The sequence below is a fragment of the Rugosimonospora africana genome, assembly GCF_016862975.1.
In the GTDB taxonomy this organism is placed as follows: Bacteria; Actinomycetota; Actinomycetes; order Mycobacteriales; family Micromonosporaceae; genus Rugosimonospora; species Rugosimonospora africana.
Window position 1 is genome coordinate 44,408 of record NZ_BONZ01000013.1, and the last position, 21,256, is coordinate 65,663.

Consider the following 21,256-nt stretch of genomic DNA (forward strand, 5'->3'; position numbering starts at 1 on the left):
TCCCGCTGTGCGGATGTCGACTCAGAATGTGCCGAGGGTCAGCGCAGTCATGGAACTCCAGCCGCTGCCGATTTGGCTCCGACCGCCCAGGGTGTGAACACCGGCGATACCCGTGTTCGGGTAGAGCCAGAGGAAACCGGCGCTGTCGCGGGCCACGACGTCCGGGTGGCCGTCTCCGTTCATGTCACCCAACTGGAGCGCGGTCATGACGTTCCACCCGTTACCGAGTTGGATCTTGGAGCCGAAGGTCGAGGTGCCGGTGCCTGGGTAGAGCCAGAGGTAGCCGCTGGTGTCGCGGGCGACGAGGTCGACCTTTCCGTCGCCGTTCAGGTCGGCTGGCTTGATGGCGTTCATGACGTTCCAGCCGGTGCCGATCTTGATGGGCGCGCTCAGCGCCGGGCTGCCGGGGGTGCCGGTGTTGACGTACTCCCAGAGATTGCCGGACGCGTCCCGGGCGACGACGTCGGCCTTCCCGTCGAGGCTGAGGTCGGCGGTCTCAATGATGTTCATGACGTTCCAGCCGTTGCCGGCCTTAAGTGGTGCCCCGAACGTCGGGATGCCCGTGTCACTGGTGTTCGGGTAATCCCAGAGGTTGCCGGACCCGTCACGGGCGATCACATCATCGTGGCCGTCCCCGTCGACATCGCCGACGTCGATGGTGTTCATGACGCCCCAGCCGGTGCCGACGGTCGACGGCGAGCCGAAGGTGGACATGCCGTGCCCGTGGGTGTTGGGGTACATGGCCAGGGCGTTCTGCGGGGTCCGGGCCAGAACGCTGTCGAAGGCCGGGTTCAGCGTCTGGTTCGGCCTGGCGAAGGCCGCCAGATCGGCCAGTGACCCGTTGAATACGTCCTTGTCTCCGGGCCAGGGGCTGTCGGCGTACTGCCAGAAGGTGAACTGGTTCCAACCGGCGGGCAGCGGCGGCGGCTGGGTGGTGTAGCCGCCGATGTCCAGCGGCAGGTTGGCGAAGGAGGCGTCGTTGCCGGTGCACGGGTTCCACCAGTTGGTGTTGGTGTAGATCATCGGCGGCCGGCCGATGTGTGCCTGGACTTCGTTGACGAAGCCGGTGATCCAGGCGGACATCTGGGTGGTCGTCAGTCCCCAGCAATCGGAGAGGCCGAGTGCGGAGTAGGGCCACTCGATGTCCAGGAACGGCACCAGAGTCTGACCGTCGGTCGACCACTGCGCGGAGTTGAGGAAGTAGTCCGCCTGCCCGACCGGGTCGCCGAGGTCGGGTCTGGCGTAGTCGTACGCACCGACGTACAGGCCCTGATCCTTCGCCGCATGGTAGTCGGAGTCGAAGTACGGGTTGATGTAGTCGTCGCCTTCGGTGGCCTTGACGTAGGCGAATCGTACGCCGGCGTTGTACTGTCCGGCCCAGTCGATGGCCTGGCCACCCGGGTGGTCATTGCTTGATACGTCGATTCCGGCCACCGGGTATCCGGTTGGTGTGGCTGTCGGGCTGGCCAGCCGCGAGGTGGCTCTGTCTGGTCGTGCGCCCGCGTGAGCCCAGCCGCCTCCGTCGACGACCGTGGCCTTGGCCAGCGCCGGTGAGGGTGCCGCCGCGACTGCCGTGCCGGCCGCTAGCAGTACGGCCGAGGCGAGCGCGGTCAGGTACCGGGATGTCATGGGAATCCATAATCCTTCCGCCGAACGATGCATCAAGGATCTTCACGGACGGCTTCCCGGCGCACAAGACCGGAGCGGTGTGCGAGGTGTGGACTGACCTTCCGCGTTCGGACGTTTCCCGCCGGTGACCGCGACAACTGATTGCACCAAATCTTGTCAACCACGCGGCCGTCCCGGCGCTCGCATTCCGCGCACAGTGGCCGGCTTCGCGACCATTTTTCGTCATCGGTAGGTGAGAGTGCGGAATCGGTGTGATTCACAGTGGTACGTGGCAGTTTTGGGGTCGACCTCGGTTCACGGATCCGGGATGAGAACTCAGCTGCTTCTGGCCCCAGCCTTTCGCGCAGTTTCGCGCGGATCTGGTCGGCGTTGGGATGGCCGTGATGGTCGAGGATGTCCATGGCGTACTGCCAGACGCGGCGTAGCAGGTGATGGCCTGGGCGTGATCCCCGACGGATAGCACAGCACCACGCCCGCGTACGCGGTATGCAGATAGTCGTCCAGGACCTGGCGCAGCGCCCCCCGCACTTCGCATCCTCCTGCCCACTTGGTCGCCCGTACCAACGCGGAGCTGCTCGCCGCATCACGCCGCGCGGAGCGCCTCGGTCGGTGGCAGCCGGGCTGCTCGGGCGCTGGGGTACAGGCTGGCGATGACTCCGGACAGGATGCTGGCGGTGATGCCCGTCACGACGACCTCGGCGGGAACCCGGACTTCCCAGTCCTGGATGGTCGCGTAGACGATGGTGGTGAGCACACCGATGACCGCACCGGCGACGCCGCCGATCGTGGAGAGCAGGACGCCCTCGACAAGGAACTGCCAGCGGATGTGGGCGCGGGTCGCGCCTAGCGCGCGGCGCAGCCCGACCTCACCGCGGCGTTCGAGAACGCCGATCACCATAACGTTGGCAATGCCGATGCTGCCCACGAGCAGGGCTACCGCGCCGAGCCCGAGGAATAGCCCGGTGTAGGCGTTCTGCGCCGCGGCGCGCGCGGCCAGCGCGTCCGAGGGCCGGGTGACGTTGACCTCATCGGGGTGGTCGGGATTGGTCATGAGCGCCAACTGCGTACGGACGGACTCCACCGTCTCATCAGTGGAACGCTCGTAGATCGTCGTGGGGTGGCCGTCGAAGTTGAGCAGCGCCTGGGCGACTGGAAAGCCGACAAGTACCCCGGAGTTGATGGTGGGGTCGAGCACGCTGGGGCCGAGTATCCCGATGACGGTGAACCACTGGCCAGCCACGTAGATCTGCGGCGAATTCTCGACCTTCTCGACACCGAGCCGTCTGGCCGCGGTAGCGCCGAGCACCGCCACCGGAAAGTTGGCGGTGGCGTCGCTGAGCCACTCGCCGGAGAGAACTGGCATGTCGAGAGTGCGTGGCAGGGTCGGGCTGGTCGCGAGAATGGTCAGGCCGCTGGTCTGGCCCGCGGGCACCCGCTGGTTGCGGTACGCCGCGCCGTCGACGATGCCGGTCGAGGCGACGTTCTCTACGCCGTGGATGCGGCCGATCATCGCGGGCGCGGTGGTGGGCAGCGCGCTGGCATCGCCGCTCATTGAGGTGCCAGCCGTGACGGTGAGCAGATTGGTACCCAGCGCGTCGATCTGAGCGAGCAGTCTGGCCTGGCTGGAAGCGGATATTCCCAGAACGGCGACGACGCAGGCGATTCCGATGGCGATACCCAGGCCGGAGAGCACCGTGCGCGTCGGGCGACCGCGCATGCCGAGCGTTCCGAGGGACATGACGTCGCCGAGCCGGAGCCGAGAGCGCGCCAGCCGGGGGGCGGTGGGTTGCGCGAAGGTCATTGCTGGGTTCCTCGATGAGTGGGAGTCTTCTCTGCGACTGCGCGCGGCGTGTGCTCATCGGAGACGATGGCGCCATCCCGGAGGTGGACACGACGGGGCAGGCCCGCGGCGATCTCGGCGTCGTGCGTGATGACGACGATGGTGGTGCCGTCGGCGTTCAGCTCCTGCAGCAGTTCCAGAACGGCGCGGCCGGCCGCGGAGTCCAGGTTTCCGGTCGGCTCGTCGGCGAGTACGACCGCCGGTGCGCCGACCAACGCGCGAGCGATCGCGACGCGCTGCCGCTCGCCGCCGGAGAGTTGGTCCGGGCGGTGGCGCAGCCGGTGACCGAGCCCGACCCGTTCGAGCGCGAGTGCGGCACGCCCGCGCCGGTCGCCGCGTGGAGCACCGCAGTACAGCAGGCCGGTCGCGACGTTGTCCACGGCGGACAGCGTGGGGCTGAGGAAGAACTGCTGAAAGACGAAGCCGATCCGGTACGCCCGCAGCGCGGCAAGCTGGGTGTCGCGCATGCGTCCGGTGTCGTACCCGTCGATGCGTACCGATCCGCTTGTCGCCTTGCCGAGCGTTCCGGCGATCTGCAGCAGGGTTGTCTTGCCCGACCCGGACGGCCCGACAACGGCAAGGAACTCCCCGGCACGTACCGTCAGGTCGAGGCGGTGGAGGACTTCGAGTCCACCGTAGCTTTTGGTCACCCCTCGCAGTTCGATGACCGGCGCTCGACCGCTCCCGAGGTGTGATACCGCCGCGGTCACAGGTCGGGCACCTCCACCCGGGCGCCGGCGGTTATCCCGTCGCCGCTGATCTCGACGGAGCCGGAGGCGAACAGCCCGGTGGTGACTTTGACGGTACGGCGTTGCGTACCGTCGACGATGACGACGGCGAAGCCGCCGTCGGCAACGGTCAGGGCCGAGACCGGCACGATGAGGACGCCGCTGCGCTTCTCGCCGTTGAGCGTGACGGAGATGGGCGCCTGGTCGACACCGCCGAGGTTGGCGTGGCTGTCGATGGCGATCTCGACTGAGACCGACTGCGGGCAACTGTTGCCCTGGCAGGCGTTGGGCCGCCCGCCGGTCTGCTCCGCGGTGCCGTCGGAGTTGCCGCCCTGCGTCGCGCTGGCTGTGCCTATCGTGGCGACGCTGCCGGAGACGGTCTTCCCGCTGGGCAGCAGTACTTGGACCGTCTGACCCTTGTGCACATAGGCGAGGTCGGCCAGCGGCACGTCCACGTACGCGTCATGCCCGGTTCCGGTGCCCGTGGCGATCGTCGAGGCCGGTGCCGCCGGCCCGCCCGTGGTCGCGGAGACAGTTGCCACCCGCACCGCGCCGGGGGCGACCACGGCGTCGCCGGCCCTGACCAGACCGGTGTCGTTCTCATCCAGCGCCCGCTGCCACCGCCGGACCGCCTGCGCCGTCGCGTCCGTGTAGCTGTCGTCGACGGTAAGGCCGCTCGGGTTCGCGTAGCCGAGGGCCACCAAGTTCTCCTCGAGTTCCCGGACGTCCTGGCCCTCGGTGCCGATCGTCAGCGTGCGGTAGAACGGCACCGTCCCGTACAGCAGGGGAATCGGGTCCTGGTCGACCGAGTAGACCGTCTGGCCCCGCGTGATGACCGCGCCCGGCACGGGTACCGCGGTGATGGTGCCCCGGCGCTGATTGACCAGGGTGTAGCTGCCCGAAAATCCCAGCCGCCCCGGCACCTGGACCGTGGCAGCGAGGTCGCCCTTGGTCACCTCTGCCGTGGCCAGCGCTACCGGCGTCTGCGCCTGGGCCACCTGCGTGCGGGGCCGGTGCGGGTACCACCAGGCGGCCGCGGCACCCGCGCAGACCGCCACCACGACCGCCACGGCTGTCAGCCCACGTCGCCTCACTTCTGAGCTCCGGGAAGCTGTACCCCCGACGGCAGCTTGCTGGCACACGCGGTGCTCGCCCGCTTCCAAGCCGGAGAACTCATCAACTCCTTGCTCAGCGACCAGTTGCCCGACGGGTCTGGGTCGGCCACGTTCACGCCGTTCTGTCGCAGGCACTGCGCGTAGGCAAGCAGATCCTGGGAGCTCTGCGTCTTCTCGTTGGGCTTGCCCGCCGCGACCCAGGCTTCATTGAACGGTTTGCGGCAGATGGTACGGGCAGCCTCGTAAGCAGCATTGCCGCGCGCTGCCGGATCCTCGTGGAAGTTCGGTACGCCGTCAGCGTCGAACGTTGGATCCGGCACGTCGAAGCCCTTGCCGCGCATACACTTGGCGACTTGCAGGGCGGCCGCGCTCAGGTCCGACGCGGCGCCCGGGCTCGCCTTCGCGGTCGCGCTGCCGTGCGACGAGCAACCGCTGGTCGCGGTCAACACAAGTAGGCCCGACAGCATCGTCGACAGCACCACTGCACGTTTCATAGTCGGTCGATCCCTTTCGGCTGGCTGGGTGCGTTCGGACAGCCAGGTTCCCCGGCCGACCGTCAACAGGGCGTGCGCAAATTCCTTGATCCCGTCTTTATGCCCGCTGGTGTTTACTGACCAGATGCGCGTACTCGTGGTGGATGACGACCAGGTACTGGCCGAGACCGTGGCCCGCGGCCTGCGACGTCATGCCCTGTCCGTGGATGTCGCGTTCGACGGTGGCCAGGCGCTGGAGCGGGTGGCCGTCACCCGGTACGACCTCGTCGTGCTGGATCGCGACTTGCCTGAGACCCACGGTGATGACGTGTGCCGGCGGATCGTGGAGACCGGCTCGGGAAGCAGCCGCATCTTGATGCTCACCGGGGCGACCACGGTGCGCGACCGAGTCTCCGGGCTCAATCTCGGCGCCGATGACTACCTCAACAAGCCCTTCGCGTTCGACGAACTCGTCGCGCGCGTACAGGCGCTGCTGCGACGCGCCACCCCGGCCCGGCCGCCAGTGCTCGAACGGGCCGGGATCCGCCTCGACCCCTCGCAGAGGGTCGTCACCCGGGGCGGCCAGTTCGTCCGCTTGGCACCCAAGGAGTTCGCCGTCCTGCGCGTCCTGCTCGCCGCGGACGGGGCCGTGATCAGCGCCGAAGAACTACTCGAGCGCGCCTGGGACGAGAATGCCGACCCCTTTTCCAACACAATGCGCACCACCATCAGCACACTGCGCAAGAAGCTCGGTCAACCGGAAGCGATCCTCACCACCGTGGGCGCGGGATACAGCATCCCGTGAAGAACCTCCGTCTGACCGCACAGACTCGACTCGCCGTGATCCATGCCGGACTGTTCCTCGCCGCGGGTGTCGCCCTGGCAGTCGTCATCATCACGTTTACCTTCTGGCCGGACACAGCCACCCACCCCCCGACCGTGCTGATCGACAAGATCAGCGGCAGGGTCCGCCTCTCCGGGAACTTCCAGAGCGTGCTGGCAGTCAAGCAGCAGGCACGCCACGAACTCGAGATCCGGCTCATCACCGTGTCCGTCATCGGCATCGTCGTGATGACCGCCGTCGCGGGGTTCATGGGCTGGGTCATGGCGGGCCGGACACTGCGACCCGTGCACGCTGTCTCCGGCGCCGCGAGGCGCCTCTCGCAGACCAACCTGCACGAACGGATTCCTGTCGCGGGTCGGGACGACGAGATGCGCGAGCTCGCCGAGACCTTCAACCAGATGCTCGCCCGCCTGGAGAAATCCTTCGAGGCCCAGCGCGCTTTCGTGGCGAACGCGTCACACGAGCTGCGCGGGCCGATGACCACTCAGCGTGCGCTCACCGAGGTCGCCGCCGCGGACTCACCGGACAACGCCGAGCTCAGGGATCTCGCCGAAGCGATGCTCCGCCAGCTCGATCGCCAAGACCGACTCGTCAACGGCCTGCTCGCACTGGCCACGAGCGACGGCGGCGTCACCGAGACCGCACCGGTCAGACTCGACCGTATGGCCACCGAGTGCCTCGACGGACTCGCCGGGGAGATCGATCAGCGGCGGCTCACCGTGCGGCTCGCGCTCGAACCCTCGACGGTGGACGGCGACCGCGCGCTGATCGAACTGCTGTTGAGCAACCTGATCCGCAACGCCGTCCTGCACAACGTGCCCGGCGGCGAGCTGCGGGTGAAGACTCGGGGCGGCCACGTTGTCATTGACAACACCGGCGCCCTCGTCGACGCACACCGGCTCGCCGAACTCGCTGAGCCGTTCAGGCGAGGACAGCGGGACCGCACGTCACAGACAGCCGGCAGCGGACTCGGATTGGCGATCGCCCGAGCCGCCGCTCACGCGCACGCCGCTCCGCTGCGTCTCGCGCCGCGGCCCCGCGGAGGGATCATCGCCGAGGTCGATTTCCCTCAACGAAAACCACTCGCGGACAGTCGAGGGACTGCAGGGGCTACTCGGGAACGATGGAGAACCCGAGGATGACCGCGGCGGAGACCACCACGTGCCCGGGGGCCAGGTCCTCCGCCGACGCCGCTCCGCCCGAACCGTGGCCGCGGTAGCGCTCGTGGCCGACCTGCTCGGGGTCGACGTCGTCGATGTGTAGAACACTGCCGAGCCGGACGCCGGCCGCGTCGGCATAGAGTTCCGCCTTCCGCCGCGCCGCCACCACGGCCTGACGCCGAGCCTCGGCCCTCATCTCAGCCTTGCCCAGGACGTCGAAGTCCACTCCTTCGATCTCATTCGCGCCGGCGGCGACCAGGTCGACGAGCAGCTCCTGCACGTCGTCGAGGTTGCCGGATTCGACGGCGAACGAGGCTTGGCACTGGTATCCCAGGAACTTTCGGTCGGGCCCGTAGTTACTCCACGCGCTTTTCAGATCCAGCCGCGACCGTTCGACGGCAGCGTCGGGGACAGCGTGCCTGCGCAGCGCCTGCCGTACCGCGTGCACCGCGTCGCTGGCCACGGCGAACGCCTTTGACGGAGTCTGCTCCACCCGCTGTACCCGGAACCTGGCCCGGACCAGGTCCGGCATCGCCTTCACACTGGCCGCGCCGTAGGCGGTCACACCCCAGGGATTCTCTACCAGCTGCATAGCGACGATCTTATGAAGCTCGCGCCACGAGCCGCTGCCCGGTTATGTGCCGATCGAACAGTCGCAGCTGAGCCGCACGGGTGTCCGCGCCACCGATCGCCAGGTGTACTCACGAGGTCAAGCAGCGGGCGATCCCGGTCCGGGACGGTTGTGCCGGTGTCGCCGGTCAGCGGTGTAATAACCTTCCCTGCGTCGATGTATGGACGCTGCCGGAAAGCCAGGAGGTTCAGTGAGGTCACCCGACGGCGCGGATCCGACTGACCGCCTCGGCAAACGCTCCCGGCGCACCTGGCTAGGAGCACTGATCGTCGTCGTGGCCCTCGGGCTGTCAGTCGGCCTAGTGAAGATTGCCGCAGATGCCGGTTCCGCGGCCGCGAACTATCCCGCCGTTCGCAAGCCGCCTATGGGCCCCGAAGGGCCGAGCCCGACAGCCACTTGGCTGAGCAATCCCGTTCTGCCCGGCGTGAGCCTGGCCAGCGTCCAGCGTGACCTGCCGGCAGCGTGGCACGTCACGCTGTATCACCTCGGTAGTTCGGCAGTCGGCAACTTCACCGATCCGGTCACCGGTAGCTCTGGGCAAGCCGCGCTCAGTCTCTCGGACACGACAGGCAAGGACTCAAGCCACGTCATCGGGATCGTATGCACCTTCAACAAGGTTGGGGTGCCGATCCGCTCCACGGTCCTCCCCGAGGTTACGTCGTGCGTCGACACCGTGCTACCGAAGACCCAGCAGCAAACGCTGGCGACATGGCTAACCGCGACCGTGCACACACTGGGCACCCCAATGGATAACCCGCAGTACGAAGAGAGCACCGACAAGTCGCCGTACCACGCGAGGGCCGTACTGACCGCCGGCGGCGACCTCACGGTCGTTATCACCGCAACCAGCCACTGACAAGCCGTACGGACATCGCACTGCCTCCTGGGCCGACGATTCCTCAGCCTCCAGCGGCACGCTGGACGTGTGATCGGCTTCGGTGACGCGATTCTGCGTGAGCGGCTGGCCAGGCGCGCGTCCCGTCGAGGAACACCGCAGCGATGGCCGCAGAGGCATCCTCGACGCCCGCACGTCCGGCGGAGCTTATCTGCAGCGCTGCCTTGACGAGGCCGCCTTGCGCGGCGCGCCGTCCGTCCAGATCCCCCGCTTTTGCCCTGAATCACGATGTCCCTAACCCCTTCGAGCGTGAAGGGATTAATGATCCAGAGTCTTCGCTCCCGGTGGCATCCGGATCTCCTGCGCCGATCGGCGAAGGTGCAGCTCAACCGCCATCTGTCGCCTGAAATGGCGAGTCACGGGCGCGGCTCACACGTGACTCACATGAGTCAGGAATATAGTCAGGCGGCCATATTCCCTGCTCAGAGGAGGTGGGCCGCCAGGGGCTCGAACCCTGAACCCGCAGATTAAAAGTCTGCTGCTCTACCGTTGAGCTAGCGGCCCGCGGGGCCCTACATTACCCGACCGGCGCCCGCTCAGTCCTCCGACTTAAGGGCCGCCCCGTACCTCTGTGGGGACCGTCTCGGGTGTTGAGAACCGATGGTGGCTACCGGTAACCCGCCGGGAGCCACGCCGGGCACCTGAGCGTTGCCGATGCCCGGCGTGTCGGAGACAAGGGTCGGGCACTACGCACCGATCCCCGCTTGGATGATCAGCTGACTGGCAATCTCGACGTACTCCCGCCCGGGGCGCTGTTATCGGCTCGGGAGTGATCGCGGTAGCCCGAAGGATGGGAGCACGCTGTTTTCGAAGCGGGTCATGGCGCAGATCCGGTCGCCGGTGAGAGTGAGGACGAAGAGGCCGGTCCCGTGGCGGATACCGGTAGGGGCGTGCAGATAGGCCCCGAACGCCGGTTGACCGTTGGCCCGCGTCGGCACGAGGTCGAACCTGCGGCCGGAGCCGAACATGCCGGCGCAGAAGCGGGCCACAAGGTCTCGGCCCTCGTATTCGAGGGGCAGCGGTGGCATGGACATGAAGACGTCGTCGGTCAGCAGGGCCACCAGCGCGTCGATGTTGGCGGATTCGTACGCGCTGACGAACTTCGCCACGATCGCATCCTCGGCCGGCGAGTCGGCGACGGGTGGCGGTTCGCGGTCGGCGACCGGCATTCGCCGGCGCTGCAGGCCGGCACGCGCCCGTTTGAGGGCGCTCTTGACCGATTCGATGGTGGTGTCCAGCATGTCGGCTACCTCGTCCGCGTGGAATCCGAGGACGTCGCGCAAGATGAGGACGGCGACCTGGCGAGGTGGCAGGGCCTGAAGCGCGGTCACGAAGGCCAGCGAGATGGATTCGGTCTGCTCGTAGCGTGCCTCCGGGCCGAGCGGCAGATTGATCGCGCCTTCGAGGAGGGTGTCGGGATATGGCTCGAGCCAGACGACTTCGCCGAGCCGGGTCGGCTCGGGCGGTTCGACCCCGGGGATGTCCCACTCCTTGACGGGACGTCGGCTTGCCGAGCGAAGCGCGCTGAGGCACTTGTTGGTGGCGATCCGGTAGAGCCAGGTGCGAATCGAGGCGCGACCGTCGAACCCTTCCAGACCTCGCCAGGCGGCCAACAAGGTGTCCTGAAGGGCATCCTCGGCGTCCTGGAACGACCCGAGCATCCGGTAGCAGTGCACCTGTAGCTCGCGGCGGTGCGGCTCGGTCAGCGCACGGAACGCCTCTCCGTCCCCGGCCCGCGCCCTGCTGATCAGGTCGGCTCTCACCAGTTCCACCCTCGTCGCCTCTCTCGCACTCTGTCGCGCTTCGACTGTACGGACGCCGGCCGAGGGCCAAAGGGGGCGGCGTCGAGCGCCCCCTTTCCCGATCTGGCGGCGTCTAGATCGGTGGCAGCCGACAAGGCCAACGAAAGGGAATCGACATGGGAAAGATCGTGATCAGCGAGAACATCTCGCTGGACGGCGTCATCCAGGCCGGCGAGGACGACTTTGAGCGTGGCAGCTGGGTCACTCGGATCGGGCAGAAGGACCACGAAGAGTGGGCCAAGGTCGAGTTCGAGGAGGCGCTGGGGGCCGAGGCCCTGCTGATGGGGCGACGCACCTACGCGTGGTTCCTCGCGCGTGGTTGGGCTTCCCGCACGGGCGAGTGGGCGGACAGGTTGCGAAGCCTGCCCAAGTACGTTGTCTCCTCTTCCGCGCTCGAAGGCCCCGATTGGTCCAACTCGACGGTCCTGAAGGGCGACGTGGTGGAGGAGGTCTCGAACCTGAGGCAACAGGGGAACGGGGACATCGTCGTCTACGGCAGCGGCCGCCTCGCGCACACGCTGATGGAGCACGACCTCGTCGACGAGTTGCGCCTGATGACCTACCCGTTCGTGGTCGGGGCGGGCGAGCGGCTCTTCGGCGAGACCAGCGGCGTGAAGCCCATGCGCCTGGTCGACACCCGCGCCGTCGGTGACGGCCTCGTCCTCCTCACCTATCAGTCCGTCCGGGACGTCTAGTCGGCCGGCGAGCGGCCTTCTCGACGGTTCGCGGGACGCGCCTCTACAGGCCGCCCCGCGACCCGGCGGGCTCGGGGTGCTGTACGCGCTACCGTTCGCGATCGTCCGCTAGCGGTACGCACCAGCCTCAGTTACAGTCACTCCCATCGATCTCTTAGACGTGGGAGCGACTATGAGAAATCGGTGGAGCCGTCGTGCACGTCGACTGGTGTCGGCCGCACTTGCCGCGGTACTCGCCACACTCGGTGTTGTCATGGTCGCCGCCCCGGCGTCGGCCGACGGGAAGAGGGACTTCAACGGCGACGGGCGTGGTGACCTGCTCGCGCTGTTCGACTACGGCAATGGCGACACGGGGCTGTGGGTGTTCCCCGGCGCGCCGAACCGGCCGGACGGGCAGCCCGGGCAGATCGGGGCCTACGAGGCGTGGGAGACCGGGCCCGGCAACTACTGGATCAGCGCGACGAAGAATGTCGCCGGTGACTTCAACGGCGACGGGCGCACCGACATCATGAGCCTGTACGACTACGGCAACGGCGCCGCGGGGCTGTTCGTCATTCCCGGCACGGGCGGCTCCGGACCCAGCGCGACGGACGCGTACCGTGTCTGGTACACCCCGCCGGGCAACTTCTGGCTCAGCGACGTGAAGTTGGCCGCGGGCGACGTCAACGGCGATGGCAAGGACGACCTGATCGCCGTGTACCACTATCCCGACGACACCATGGGAGTCTGGGTGTTCCCGGGCACCGCGAGCGTCGGCGACGGCTCGAGCGAGCCCTACGAGAGCTGGCAGTCGCCCAGTCACTGGTATCCGCTTTCGCAGGTGGAGTTCACCGCCGGCGACATCAACGGCGACGGCCGTGACGACCTCGTCGGTCTCTGGGACTACCCCAACACGACCGCCATCCTGTGGGTCTGGGCCAGCAGCCCGTCCGGACCCGGGAATCCGTACCAGATCTACTACAACCAGAACTGGGAGCCGAATGTCGGCCAGCGTGCCCAGTTGACGACGTTCAACCAGAACAACGACGGCATGGACGACATCGCCGTGGTCAGCAACGCCGAGATCAGGATATTCAACGGCACCGCCCAGCAACAAACGGGTTACTCCACGCCGTACGTGCTGCCACTCGAACTCCCCACCGACAGCGCGGTGCTCACCCGGTCGGTCATCACCTCCGCCGACATCGACGGTGACGGCGAGGGCGAGATCATCGGCATGTTCGACAACTTCAACGGCGGCACCTCCATGTGGGTACTGAGCGGCTCGCCGGACGCCGTCTTCGAGTGGTATCTGGCGCAGGTCTGGTCAGCGATCCCGGGCGACTTTCCGATGAACCGCACCAAGGTCGCCCGCTAGCGGCGACCATCAGGACTCGTTCACCAGCGACCGACCGAGCCAGGCGCGGACCAGCGCCTGGCTCGGTTCCGTCATGCCCCGACAACCACGGCCGGGGCGACGGTGAAACTCGTCCGCCAGGCACGGCAACCTTTGGCGTAGTCGTCGCATCTTAGGAAGGTGAATGCGGATAACGAGTTCGTGCGGCGCACACCGGCGCTGACCAGACTCGCGTTTTCTTCCGTGGCCTGTTCTGAACGCCGGACGGCCGCCAAGGCCAAGGAAGGAAATTCCGCATGCCGCGCGTGTTGGTTGTCGAAGACGAGGAACACGTGTCGGATGCGTTGTCGTACCTGCTGCGCAAGGAAGGCTACGAGGTGTGCCTCGCGGCCACCGGTACGCAGGCACTGACCGAGTTCGACCGGACGGGCCCCGACATTGTGCTGCTGGACCTCGGGCTGCCGGACATATCGGGTCTCGACGTATGCCGCGGAATCCGGTCGGAGTCGACCGTGCCTATCGTCATGGTGACCGCCCGGGACTCCGAAATCGACAAGGTGGTCGGGTTGGAGATGGGCGCGGACGACTACGTCACCAAGCCGTACTCGTCGCGGGAGCTGTTCGCACGGATCCGGGCGATACTGCGCCGACGACGTGGCGAGGTCCGGAAGCCGACGGCGGCGATGCTGGCAGCGGGGCCGGTACAGGTAGACGCGCAGCGGCACGTCGTGACCGTCCGCGGCGACGAGATTGACCTGCCCCTGAAGGAGTTCCAGATCCTGGAGACGCTGCTTCGCCATGCCGGCCGAGTGCTGACCCGGGCGCAGATCATCGATCAGGTATGGGGTCCCGACTACCCATGCGACTCAAAGACCCTGAACGTGCACGTGAAGCGACTTCGGCACAAGATCGAGGCGTCACGCTCAACGCCCCGCCACATCATCTCGGTGCGGGGCGTGGGCTACAAATACGAGCCGTGAAAGGCCCGAACCGATGCGGGTCGGGGGGTCTTGTCATGCCTGCCGGACAGCGGCGACCTCGAACTCCAGCGACACCGTCCTGCTGATGGAGACCCCGGTCGCCGCGTTCCAATTCACGCCCCAGTCCGCGCGGTTGATCGTCGCGTTGCCCCTGAGGTGAATCCGCGCGATGCCACGCGGGTCGTTCTCCGCACCGGTTCGCTCGAAGGCGACGGTGACCGGCTTGGTGACGCCGCGGATGGTCAGGTCACCGGTGAGTTCGAAGGTGGCCTCGTCGACCTGCTGTGTCCCGGTCGAGGTGAAGGTGATGGTCGGGTGGTCGTCCTCGTCCAGGAACTTGCTGCGCAGCAGGCCGTCGCGCTGTGAGTTGCGGGTGTGGATGCTGCCGGCCCGGATCGTGAGCTCGACGCGCGACTTCGACACGTCGTCGCCGTTCAAGTGCCCTACGCCCTGGAACTCCTCGAAGTGCCCGCGCACCCGGGGTCCGAACGTGTGCCGGGCGACGAAGCCGATCCGGGTGCGGGCGGTGTCGAGGGCGTAGTCGCCACTCAGTTCGCCGAGCGTGGCTGTGCCTGTCATGCTGGTCGCTCCTGTGAAGACAAGTGCCGCCTGTCGGGTGGTCACGTGTCCAGCATCGAGGCAGGCCAGCGGCGGAACAATGTAAGCTTCGTGGAGCGATCCATAACGCTGGAGTTATCGGTGGAGATACGGGAAATCGAGATCTTCCTGACGTTGGCCGAGGAGTTGCACTTCGGCCGCACCGCCGAACGGCTCCACGTGTCCCAGGCCCGCGTCAGCCAGGCCATCAGCAGACAGGAACGGCGCATCGGCGTGGCGCTGTTCGACCGCACCAGCCGACGCGTAAGTCTGACCCCGGTCGGGCGGCGCCTCCGCGAAGACCTGCAGAAGGCCCTCGACCTCCTCCGGGACGGACTCGCCCGGGCCGAAGCGGCCGGCCTGGGCGCGGGCCAGACCCTCCGACTTGGCGTCTTCGGCCATGCCGGCTACGAACTGCGCCCCCTCGTCGATGTGTTCCGCACCCGCTACCCCGGCAGCGACGTTCAGTTCAACGAAATCACCGGCGGCCACCCGTTCACCGCCCTGCGCACCGGAGACAACGACGTGAACGTGGTGTGGCTGCCTGTCGCCGAACCAGACCTCACGGTCGGCCCCACCGTCTATGTCGGAGGTCGCGTGCTGGCCGTGTCGGCCGACCATCCACTCGCCGAGCGCGGCACCGCATCGCTGGAGGACCTCGCCGACTACCACGTCGTCGACCTCGGCCCCGATGCCCCCGAATATTGGGTCGCGTCGATGGTTCCGACGCGTACACCGAGCGGTCGCCGGATCCCCCGCGGGCCCGCCGCGCGAACCTTCCACGAGATTCTCTCCCTGGTCGCCACCGGGCGGTGCGTCCACCCGCTGGGCGAAATCGCCGCCCGCTACAACAGCCCCCCAGGCATCGTCTTCCTGCCCATGCCCGACGCTCCCGACCTCCACTGGGCCCTGACCTGGCGCTCCACCGCCGACAGCGCCGCCATCCGCGCACTGGCCCAGACCGCCGCCGACCTCGGCCCCATCTCGCTGGACCGGTCCTCGGCGGCTCCCGTGGCCGGCTGAAGCGTGGGCAGCCGGTCGGGGACCGGCTGCCCACGTCGTTCACGTCAGCTGTTGACGAGGTACGCGCGGATGATGGTCTGGTCGAGCTCGTTGCCGTCCGTGTCCTGAGCGTGCGCACGCAACGAAACGCTGCCCCCACCTGGGTTGTCGACGGTTGCCACCCAGCCACCGCCGTTACGGGCCAGTGGCGCCTCGCTCCAGGTCTTGCCGTCATCGTCAGAGGCTTCGACCGTGAGTTTGGCGATGGTCGCGGTGCCGGCTCCCGGCTGCCGGGACACCGCGACCGGGATTAGGTAGTGCTCCCCGGGCCTGGCGTGGTTGTGGGCGTCGAGGGCCGGGGTGTACCGCACATTGAGCAGCGGCAGCACCGCCGCCTGATCGCCATCGACGTGCTCGGACTGGAAGGTCCAGTCGCTGGTGATGGTGGTGGAGATCTGGGAAATCGGAGAGGTCACCGTGGCCGCGAGGCGGTAGGTGGCCTTGTCGGGAGGCAGGTCCGCGGAGACATAGGCGAAGCTGGGCCAGTCCTGGATGAGCTGGCCGTCGCGGTACAGCTGTGCCGTCGCGCGCTGAGCCTTGGGCTCGCTCAGGTGGTCGGGAGCGGAGTCCACGAACATGTCGACTCCGGCGGCGAACTGGTCACCCCGCCGCAGCACGCCGTGGGCAAAGCCGTTGGCTATGAGCTGTGGATCGCGGAAGTTCGGTCCGAACACCCCCTGGCTCCAAGGGACCGGATGGTATGTCTGGCCGGGCCGGTAGGAACGCCATTGGCTGTCGGACAGTATGAAGTCGAGTGCACCGCTCTGGACGTCGCCCTGTTGCATCGACGACAGCCACTGCAGTCCCTCGGCGAGGTAGTACTCGGTGCGGTGGAATGGCGCCTTGGCGAGCAGTCGCTGCGCCCCGAAGTCCGAGAAGAACTGAAACAGCCCTTCGGGACCGCTCGCTGGCCGGGCAACGTGAGCGGTTTTGACGTCTCGGGGCTGGTCGGTGACGGCGTCGTACTGCGCGTCGACGGTGGCAAAGTCCTTCTGCGCCGGTTGGAGCCGCAAGCCGGTGAACAGTTGGCCGAAACTGGTGCCGGCGAGTTCGTACTCGTAGGGGCTGTCGGTGTAGTCGTCGGCCGGACCCGGCTCGGCCAGGCGACCCTGCACGAAGCCGACGAACTCGTCCTTGCCGGCGGGAGGGCCGCCGAGGTCGGCGGTGTAGAGCGGCGTCGAATAGTCGCCCGACACGGAGTAGGTGAGCACTTGGCCCAGTCGGTGAACGTCACGGACGGCGTTCAGGTCCCACTCCATCAGCCGGGCCGAACTCCTGGGCGCGGTCAGCCGCACCGGTTGGGCCCGGCGCGCGTCGACCGTCAGGGAGACATCCCTCTCGACATCGAGTACCGGCTGCATGAGGAGGTTCGTGTCGTTGCGTCCGGCGGTCGTACTGAACTCCGCGAGCGTGTACTGCCCGGGAGGCAGTCGCAGAGTGGTCTGCCCGGCCGATCCGCTGACGACCCCACCGCAGGACGGATCGGTACCGCAGTCACCGATCCGGTCGAGATAGGTCACGTACTCGCCCGGAGCGCCGCCGTCCCGGCCGATGTGGGTGATCTGGACGTTGTAGTGCTCGCTCTCCTTCTCGACCGCGACTGGGGTCGTCAGGGAAGAGCCGCCGCCGGTGGCGATGAGCCGACCGCTGTAGCGCCCAACGGGCACCTGGTCGGAGCGGGTGTCTACAGCGACGGTGACCTGCTGTGTTCCACCGGCCGGTACCACGGTCCGGGCCGGGCTCACGGTGAACAGCCCTGCCGGTGCCGGGGTGCCGTCCGGGCCGGTCGCTTCCAGCGCGAGGTCGAGTGTGACATCGGCGGTACCCGTGTTGCGGTAGGTGACGGTCTTCGACAGCACCGCGTCGTCCCCGTGCGGCCAGAGAGCCATGCCGAAACTCAGGCTCGCTGGCTGCGCCATGACGGACTGGGTGATCGCCTTGGCGATGTCGACGCGCCCGGCGCCCTGGTCGAAGACGCCGACAGTCCCACCAGTCGTACCGAGGGTCTTGGCCGAGGCCATCAGCGCGTCCTTGACCTGTTCGCCCGTCCAGTCGGGGTGCTGCTGGAACAGGATCGCGGCCGCGGCTGAGACGTGCGGCGTGGCCATGGAGGTGCCCGACAGCTTGACGTACTGCTGGTCCACGACCTCGCCGAGTTCGGTCCCGGCCGCGCGGGCGCCGACGATGTCCACGCCGGGGGCGGTCAGATCGGGCTTGAGCGTGTCGCCGGCCGTCGGGCCGCGGCTGGAGAAGTCGGCGACCACATCCTGCCCGTCGACCGCGCCGACGGTGAGCGCCGCGTCCGCGCTGCCCGGCGACTGGACGGTACTGCCCGTGTTGCCCGCCGCGACGACAAACAGCGTCCCGTACTGGGCGGACAGTGCGTTCACGGCCTGCTCCACCGGGTCGACGTCCGGGGTGTCCGCGCCGCCCAGGCTCACATTGGCCACCGACGCGTGCTGCGCCGCGGCCCATTGCATGCCGGCGATGATCGCGTCGTCCGGGCAGGAGCCGTACTGATCGCAGACCTTCGCGTCGAGCAGCCGTGCGTCCGGTGCGATCCCCTGGTACTTCCCGCCGGACGCGGCGCCACTGCCCGCCACCGTCGAGGCAACGTGGGTACCGTGGCCGCCGAAGTCACCCGCTGGTTCGCTGGTGAAGTTCGCCGATGCGTCGACCTTCCCCGCCAGGTCCGGATGGGTGGTGTCGATCCCGCCGTCGATGATCGCTACCCGCACGTTCTTGCCGGTCAGCCCGGCTTGCCAGGCCACCGGGGCGCCGATCTGCGTCGCGTTCGCATCCTCAGCCAGGTGGCGCCGCCCGTTGAGCCACACCTTGGTCAGGCCGGAACCCAGCGTGCGCGTCCCACGGTCGAGGTGGGTCGCGGCGTTCCACCAGGTCGGCGCGTCCTTCTTGGACACCGCTATCGAGGCGCCGTGCACGCTGGAGAGCTGCCGGACGGTGTTCTCCGCGGCGGTCAACGGGTGCGGGGTGCCGGGGTCGTACTGGACGATCAGCGACAGGTCCTTGCGCTGCGTGTCGCCGTACCCGTCCTCCAGGAGTGTCGTCACGTCGAACAGCCGCTGGTCCAATCGACCCGTGGCGAGAAGCGTCGCAGCGTCCCCCGGGACCACCTGGATGTGGCCCTTGTCCGCGCTGACGCGGAACGGCATCGATCGCCTGCCGGGTCCCGGGGTGATCTGGGGCGGCGTGCCGCCGTTCAGTTCGACCCGATCCCCGGTGATCAGGGTGACCGATCCGCTCGGCGATGCGACCGCAGCCGGTACCGTGCGCGCCGATGCCGGGGTACCGGCGGAGGTCCCCACCGCGCCGGCCGCGGCGAGGATGACCACCACCGGTACACCCACAAAGCGTTTTCTCATGGGCAACGTCCTTTCCTGGGCAACGTCCGGCCCGGCCGGACGCCCGTCGGTTCGGGATGGCAGCGGACCCGGCATGCCTCACCTGCCGGGTGCCTCCGGTGAATGCCCGCGGCCGCACGATCCCTTCGCGACAGCCATCCGCTCGACCGCCCGCCAGCACCCGTGCGGCCTCACCCGCGGCCGGAAGGCTCGTGAAGGGAACCGATGGCATCGGGCATCAACGCGGTGACCAACGCCCATGACGAATGGAGGCTTGATGGTGAGAATGAGTCCGGCATGACGATGACCGCCCAGTCCGCGCGCAGCCCGTCCGATGCCGACATCCTGCGGGAATCGCGGGATCGCCCGGGGCGCTTCGCGGACCTCTTCGACGCCTACCACGGCCAGATCCACAGGTACATCGCGAGCCGGCTCAGTGCCGGCCACGCCGACGACCTGGCCGCCGAGACATTCCTGGTGGCCTTCCGCGGCCGCAAACGCTTCGGCGGCCAGGGCGGCCACGTACGGGCCTGGTTGTACGGCATCGCCACCAACCTGATCCGGCGGCACCGGCGGGACGAGGAGCGCAAGTACCGGGCACTCGGCCGGATCGCCGCATCGGACGGCACCGACGTTCACGACAACGACGAGGACCAGATCGCCGCCCGCCTGGACGCGCTGGGCGTCCGGCGCGACCTCGGCGCGGCACTGCGGTCTCTCAAGCCCGCCGATCGCGATGTGCTGTTGCTCATCGCCCTCGCCGAACTCAGCTATGCCGAAGTCGCGGTGGCCCTCGGCATCGCCGAAGGGACCGTCGCGTCCCGTCTCAACCGCGCACGCAGGACCGTCCGCGCCGCCCTCGCCGACGCGGATCCGGCCCGAACTCGACAGGAGCACGAGAATGGATGACTTGCAGCTGATCCGGCAGACGCTGGACGCCCCGCCGCCCTCGGCACGCGCCACATTTCAGGCGCGCGGACGGCTCGACGCCGCCATCGGGGGTTCGGCTCCCGTGTCCGCACGTCGCTTTCCCGTGCGGTTGCGCTGGTCCTTGAGCGGCGGCGTGGTACTCGCCGCGGTAGCCGGCGTCGTCCTCGCGACCACGGCAGCTCACCCGGAACACGCCGACCGCGGCGGCACTACCCAGGTTCTGGGCGACCGGTCGGCACAGACGATACTGCTCGCCGCGGCGACCCGCGCCGGCGCCGACAAGACCGGCAAGTACTGGCACGTGGAGACCATCGCCGTCGCCGGACCGCAGAGGGTGGGGACCGCGCCCGACCAGTACAACCTGGTCGATCGTTCGGCGACCGCGAACTGGATCGCGCGGGACCCCGAGGACACGAGCTGGACGGGCACCCGCGATCTGGGTTGGCGCCCCGACACCGAGGCCGACCAGCGGGCGTGGAGCGAGGCGGGGTCCCCGAAGCAATGGGACCTGTCGGTGGATGGGTCCGTGGACGGGTCCCCCGCGGGCACACGGCGGTTGACCATGACGGCTGGCAAAGGCCAACTTTCCCCGGTCGATAGCCGGACGACGTACCTGCAGGATCTCGGAGGATTCGACCTCACCCAGATCCAGCAGCTGCCAACGAACCCGTCGAAGCTGCGGGCGCTGCTCCTGTCCCGGATGGCCGCGGCCGGGCTCACGGCCGGTAGCTCGGGCGCTGACACCTTTCTGTTCGGCGCGGTGAGCCAGTTGCTCCTGGACGTTCCGGCGCCCCCCGCGGTCCGGGCCGCGGCGTTCACCGTGCTCGCCGGAATCCCCGGCGTCGACAGCGTGGGTACGGTGAAGGACGCCGACGGAAGGCAGGGCCTGGGCATCGAGATGAACCGCACCTCGCCCGGCGGCTTCGTAGAGCGCCACCAGCTGATTCTCGACAGCTCGACCTACGTGATCATGGGCGAGAGCTTTTCCGGCAGCCAGGGCGCGGCCGCGCCGATCAAACATGGGGAGAGTGTCGTGGTCGCGGCGGAATGGACCGACCAGAAGCCCGAACCGCCGGCCGCCTCATAACCCGGATCCGGCGGGCCGGGCACTCGCGAGGCTGCCCGGCCCGCTGGCGACCACGTAGGCGAGCGCCCGTGTCAGGGGCCGTGTCAGGGG

General features: G+C 68.1%; 18 protein-coding genes and 1 tRNA gene. 9 read left to right on the plus strand and 10 right to left on the minus strand.

Features of this window, described 5'->3' with window-relative positions:
* Positions 1-21: 21 nt before the first annotated feature.
* From Raf01_RS05930 to Raf01_RS05950, 5 genes are all read right to left on the minus strand, one after another.
* Positions 22-1,629 (minus strand): GH25 family lysozyme, encoded by a 1,608-nt coding sequence (locus Raf01_RS05930; protein ID WP_203916707.1) that lies wholly within the window; start codon positions 1,627-1,629, stop codon positions 22-24.
* 583 nt (positions 1,630-2,212) lie between these two features.
* A complete protein-coding gene (locus Raf01_RS05935; RefSeq protein WP_203916708.1) occupies positions 2,213-3,430 on the minus strand; it encodes an ABC transporter permease in 1,218 nt (405 codons plus the stop codon).
* The gene (locus Raf01_RS05940) at positions 3,427-4,119 is read right to left on the minus strand and encodes an ABC transporter ATP-binding protein (protein ID WP_239133406.1); all 693 of its coding nucleotides are present in this window, start codon (positions 4,117-4,119) and stop codon (positions 3,427-3,429) included. The genes Raf01_RS05935 and Raf01_RS05940 overlap by 4 nt, the downstream gene beginning before the upstream one ends.
* Positions 4,120-4,175: 56 nt before the next feature.
* Positions 4,176-5,267, minus strand: coding sequence for an efflux RND transporter periplasmic adaptor subunit (locus Raf01_RS05945; RefSeq protein WP_203916710.1), 1,092 nt, complete (start codon positions 5,265-5,267; stop codon positions 4,176-4,178).
* Between the two features lie 20 nt (positions 5,268-5,287).
* The gene (locus tag Raf01_RS05950) at positions 5,288-5,806 is read right to left on the minus strand and encodes a hypothetical protein (RefSeq protein WP_203916711.1); all 519 of its coding nucleotides are present in this window, start codon (positions 5,804-5,806) and stop codon (positions 5,288-5,290) included.
* Positions 5,807-5,930: 124 nt separating this feature from the next.
* On the opposite strand from Raf01_RS05950, the gene Raf01_RS05955 reads away from it, so the two are divergent.
* Together Raf01_RS05955 and Raf01_RS05960 are read left to right on the plus strand one after the other, a co-directional pair.
* Complete coding sequence (locus Raf01_RS05955; RefSeq protein WP_203916712.1) at positions 5,931-6,590, plus strand: response regulator transcription factor; 660 nt, start codon at positions 5,931-5,933, stop codon at positions 6,588-6,590.
* The gene (locus Raf01_RS05960) at positions 6,587-7,771 is read left to right on the plus strand and encodes a HAMP domain-containing protein (protein WP_203916713.1); all 1,185 of its coding nucleotides are present in this window, start codon (positions 6,587-6,589) and stop codon (positions 7,769-7,771) included. The genes Raf01_RS05955 and Raf01_RS05960 overlap by 4 nt, the downstream gene beginning before the upstream one ends.
* Here the strand turns inward: Raf01_RS05960 and Raf01_RS05965 are convergent.
* Positions 7,740-8,381 (minus strand): SIMPL domain-containing protein, encoded by a 642-nt coding sequence (locus tag Raf01_RS05965; protein WP_203916714.1) that lies wholly within the window; start codon positions 8,379-8,381, stop codon positions 7,740-7,742. The two genes, Raf01_RS05960 and Raf01_RS05965, sit on opposite strands and share 32 nt — an antisense overlap.
* Positions 8,382-8,610: 229 nt before the next feature.
* Between Raf01_RS05965 and Raf01_RS05970 the strand changes: the two genes are divergently transcribed.
* On the plus strand, positions 8,611-9,276 hold the full coding sequence (locus tag Raf01_RS05970) for a hypothetical protein (RefSeq protein ID WP_203916715.1): 666 nt from the start codon (positions 8,611-8,613) through the stop codon (positions 9,274-9,276).
* A gap of 471 nt (positions 9,277-9,747) precedes the next feature.
* On the opposite strand, the gene Raf01_RS05975 is transcribed toward Raf01_RS05970, so the two are convergent.
* Together Raf01_RS05975 and Raf01_RS05980 are read right to left on the minus strand one after the other, a co-directional pair.
* Positions 9,748-9,819 (minus strand) — tRNA-Lys (locus Raf01_RS05975).
* Between the two features lie 251 nt (positions 9,820-10,070).
* Positions 10,071-11,078, minus strand: a complete 1,008-nt coding sequence (locus Raf01_RS05980; RefSeq protein WP_203916716.1) for a sigma-70 family RNA polymerase sigma factor — start codon at positions 11,076-11,078, stop codon at positions 10,071-10,073.
* 155 nt (positions 11,079-11,233) lie between these two features.
* On the opposite strand from Raf01_RS05980, the gene Raf01_RS05985 reads away from it, so the two are divergent.
* From Raf01_RS05985 to Raf01_RS05995, 3 genes are all read left to right on the plus strand, one after another.
* Complete coding sequence (locus Raf01_RS05985) at positions 11,234-11,812, plus strand: dihydrofolate reductase family protein (RefSeq protein WP_203916717.1); 579 nt, start codon at positions 11,234-11,236, stop codon at positions 11,810-11,812.
* Positions 11,813-12,020: 208 nt separating this feature from the next.
* The gene (locus Raf01_RS05990; protein WP_203916718.1) at positions 12,021-13,169 is read left to right on the plus strand and encodes an FG-GAP repeat domain-containing protein; all 1,149 of its coding nucleotides are present in this window, start codon (positions 12,021-12,023) and stop codon (positions 13,167-13,169) included.
* Between the two features lie 275 nt (positions 13,170-13,444).
* The gene (locus Raf01_RS05995) at positions 13,445-14,128 is read left to right on the plus strand and encodes a response regulator transcription factor (RefSeq protein WP_203916719.1); all 684 of its coding nucleotides are present in this window, start codon (positions 13,445-13,447) and stop codon (positions 14,126-14,128) included.
* Positions 14,129-14,161: 33 nt separating this feature from the next.
* Here the strand turns inward: Raf01_RS05995 and Raf01_RS06000 are convergent, their stop codons facing one another.
* Positions 14,162-14,707 (minus strand): YceI family protein, encoded by a 546-nt coding sequence (locus tag Raf01_RS06000; RefSeq protein ID WP_203916720.1) that lies wholly within the window; start codon positions 14,705-14,707, stop codon positions 14,162-14,164.
* A gap of 120 nt (positions 14,708-14,827) precedes the next feature.
* On the opposite strand from Raf01_RS06000, the gene Raf01_RS06005 reads away from it, so the two are divergent.
* Complete coding sequence (locus Raf01_RS06005) at positions 14,828-15,748, plus strand: LysR family transcriptional regulator (protein ID WP_203916721.1); 921 nt, start codon at positions 14,828-14,830, stop codon at positions 15,746-15,748.
* Between the two features lie 44 nt (positions 15,749-15,792).
* On the opposite strand, the gene Raf01_RS06010 is transcribed toward Raf01_RS06005, so the two are convergent.
* Entirely contained in the window at positions 15,793-19,170 is a 3,378-nt protein-coding gene (locus tag Raf01_RS06010; RefSeq protein WP_203916722.1) for a S8 family peptidase, read from the minus strand.
* A gap of 276 nt (positions 19,171-19,446) precedes the next feature.
* On the opposite strand from Raf01_RS06010, the gene Raf01_RS06015 reads away from it, so the two are divergent.
* Together Raf01_RS06015 and Raf01_RS06020 are read left to right on the plus strand one after the other, a co-directional pair.
* Positions 19,447-20,058, plus strand: coding sequence for an RNA polymerase sigma factor (locus Raf01_RS06015; protein ID WP_239133407.1), 612 nt, complete (start codon positions 19,447-19,449; stop codon positions 20,056-20,058).
* Complete coding sequence (locus Raf01_RS06020) at positions 20,051-21,166, plus strand: CU044_5270 family protein (RefSeq protein WP_203916723.1); 1,116 nt, start codon at positions 20,051-20,053, stop codon at positions 21,164-21,166. The genes Raf01_RS06015 and Raf01_RS06020 overlap by 8 nt, the downstream gene beginning before the upstream one ends.
* Positions 21,167-21,256: the final 90 nt, after the last annotated feature.

What these genes read in the sequence shown, in the direction of transcription:
- Raf01_RS06020 (WP_203916723.1), top strand. Translation starts at nt 20,051, where the DNA reads ATGGATGACTTGCAGCTGATCCGGCAGACGCTGGACGCCCCGCCGCCC.
- Raf01_RS05965 (WP_203916714.1), bottom strand. Translation starts at nt 8,381, where the DNA reads ATGCAGCTGGTAGAGAATCCCTGGGGTGTGACCGCCTACGGCGCGGCC.
- Raf01_RS05955 (WP_203916712.1), top strand. Translation starts at nt 5,931, where the DNA reads ATGCGCGTACTCGTGGTGGATGACGACCAGGTACTGGCCGAGACCGTG.
- Raf01_RS05995 (WP_203916719.1), top strand. Translation starts at nt 13,445, where the DNA reads ATGCCGCGCGTGTTGGTTGTCGAAGACGAGGAACACGTGTCGGATGCG.
- Raf01_RS05935 (WP_203916708.1), bottom strand. Translation starts at nt 3,430, where the DNA reads ATGACCTTCGCGCAACCCACCGCCCCCCGGCTGGCGCGCTCTCGGCTC.
- Raf01_RS05930 (WP_203916707.1), bottom strand. Translation starts at nt 1,629, where the DNA reads ATGACATCCCGGTACCTGACCGCGCTCGCCTCGGCCGTACTGCTAGCG.
- Raf01_RS05950 (WP_203916711.1), bottom strand. Translation starts at nt 5,806, where the DNA reads ATGAAACGTGCAGTGGTGCTGTCGACGATGCTGTCGGGCCTACTTGTG.
- Raf01_RS06015 (WP_239133407.1), top strand. Translation starts at nt 19,447, where the DNA reads ATGACGATGACCGCCCAGTCCGCGCGCAGCCCGTCCGATGCCGACATC.
- Raf01_RS05985 (WP_203916717.1), top strand. Translation starts at nt 11,234, where the DNA reads ATGGGAAAGATCGTGATCAGCGAGAACATCTCGCTGGACGGCGTCATC.
- Raf01_RS06010 (WP_203916722.1), bottom strand. Translation starts at nt 19,170, where the DNA reads ATGAGAAAACGCTTTGTGGGTGTACCGGTGGTGGTCATCCTCGCCGCG.
- Raf01_RS06000 (WP_203916720.1), bottom strand. Translation starts at nt 14,707, where the DNA reads ATGACAGGCACAGCCACGCTCGGCGAACTGAGTGGCGACTACGCCCTC.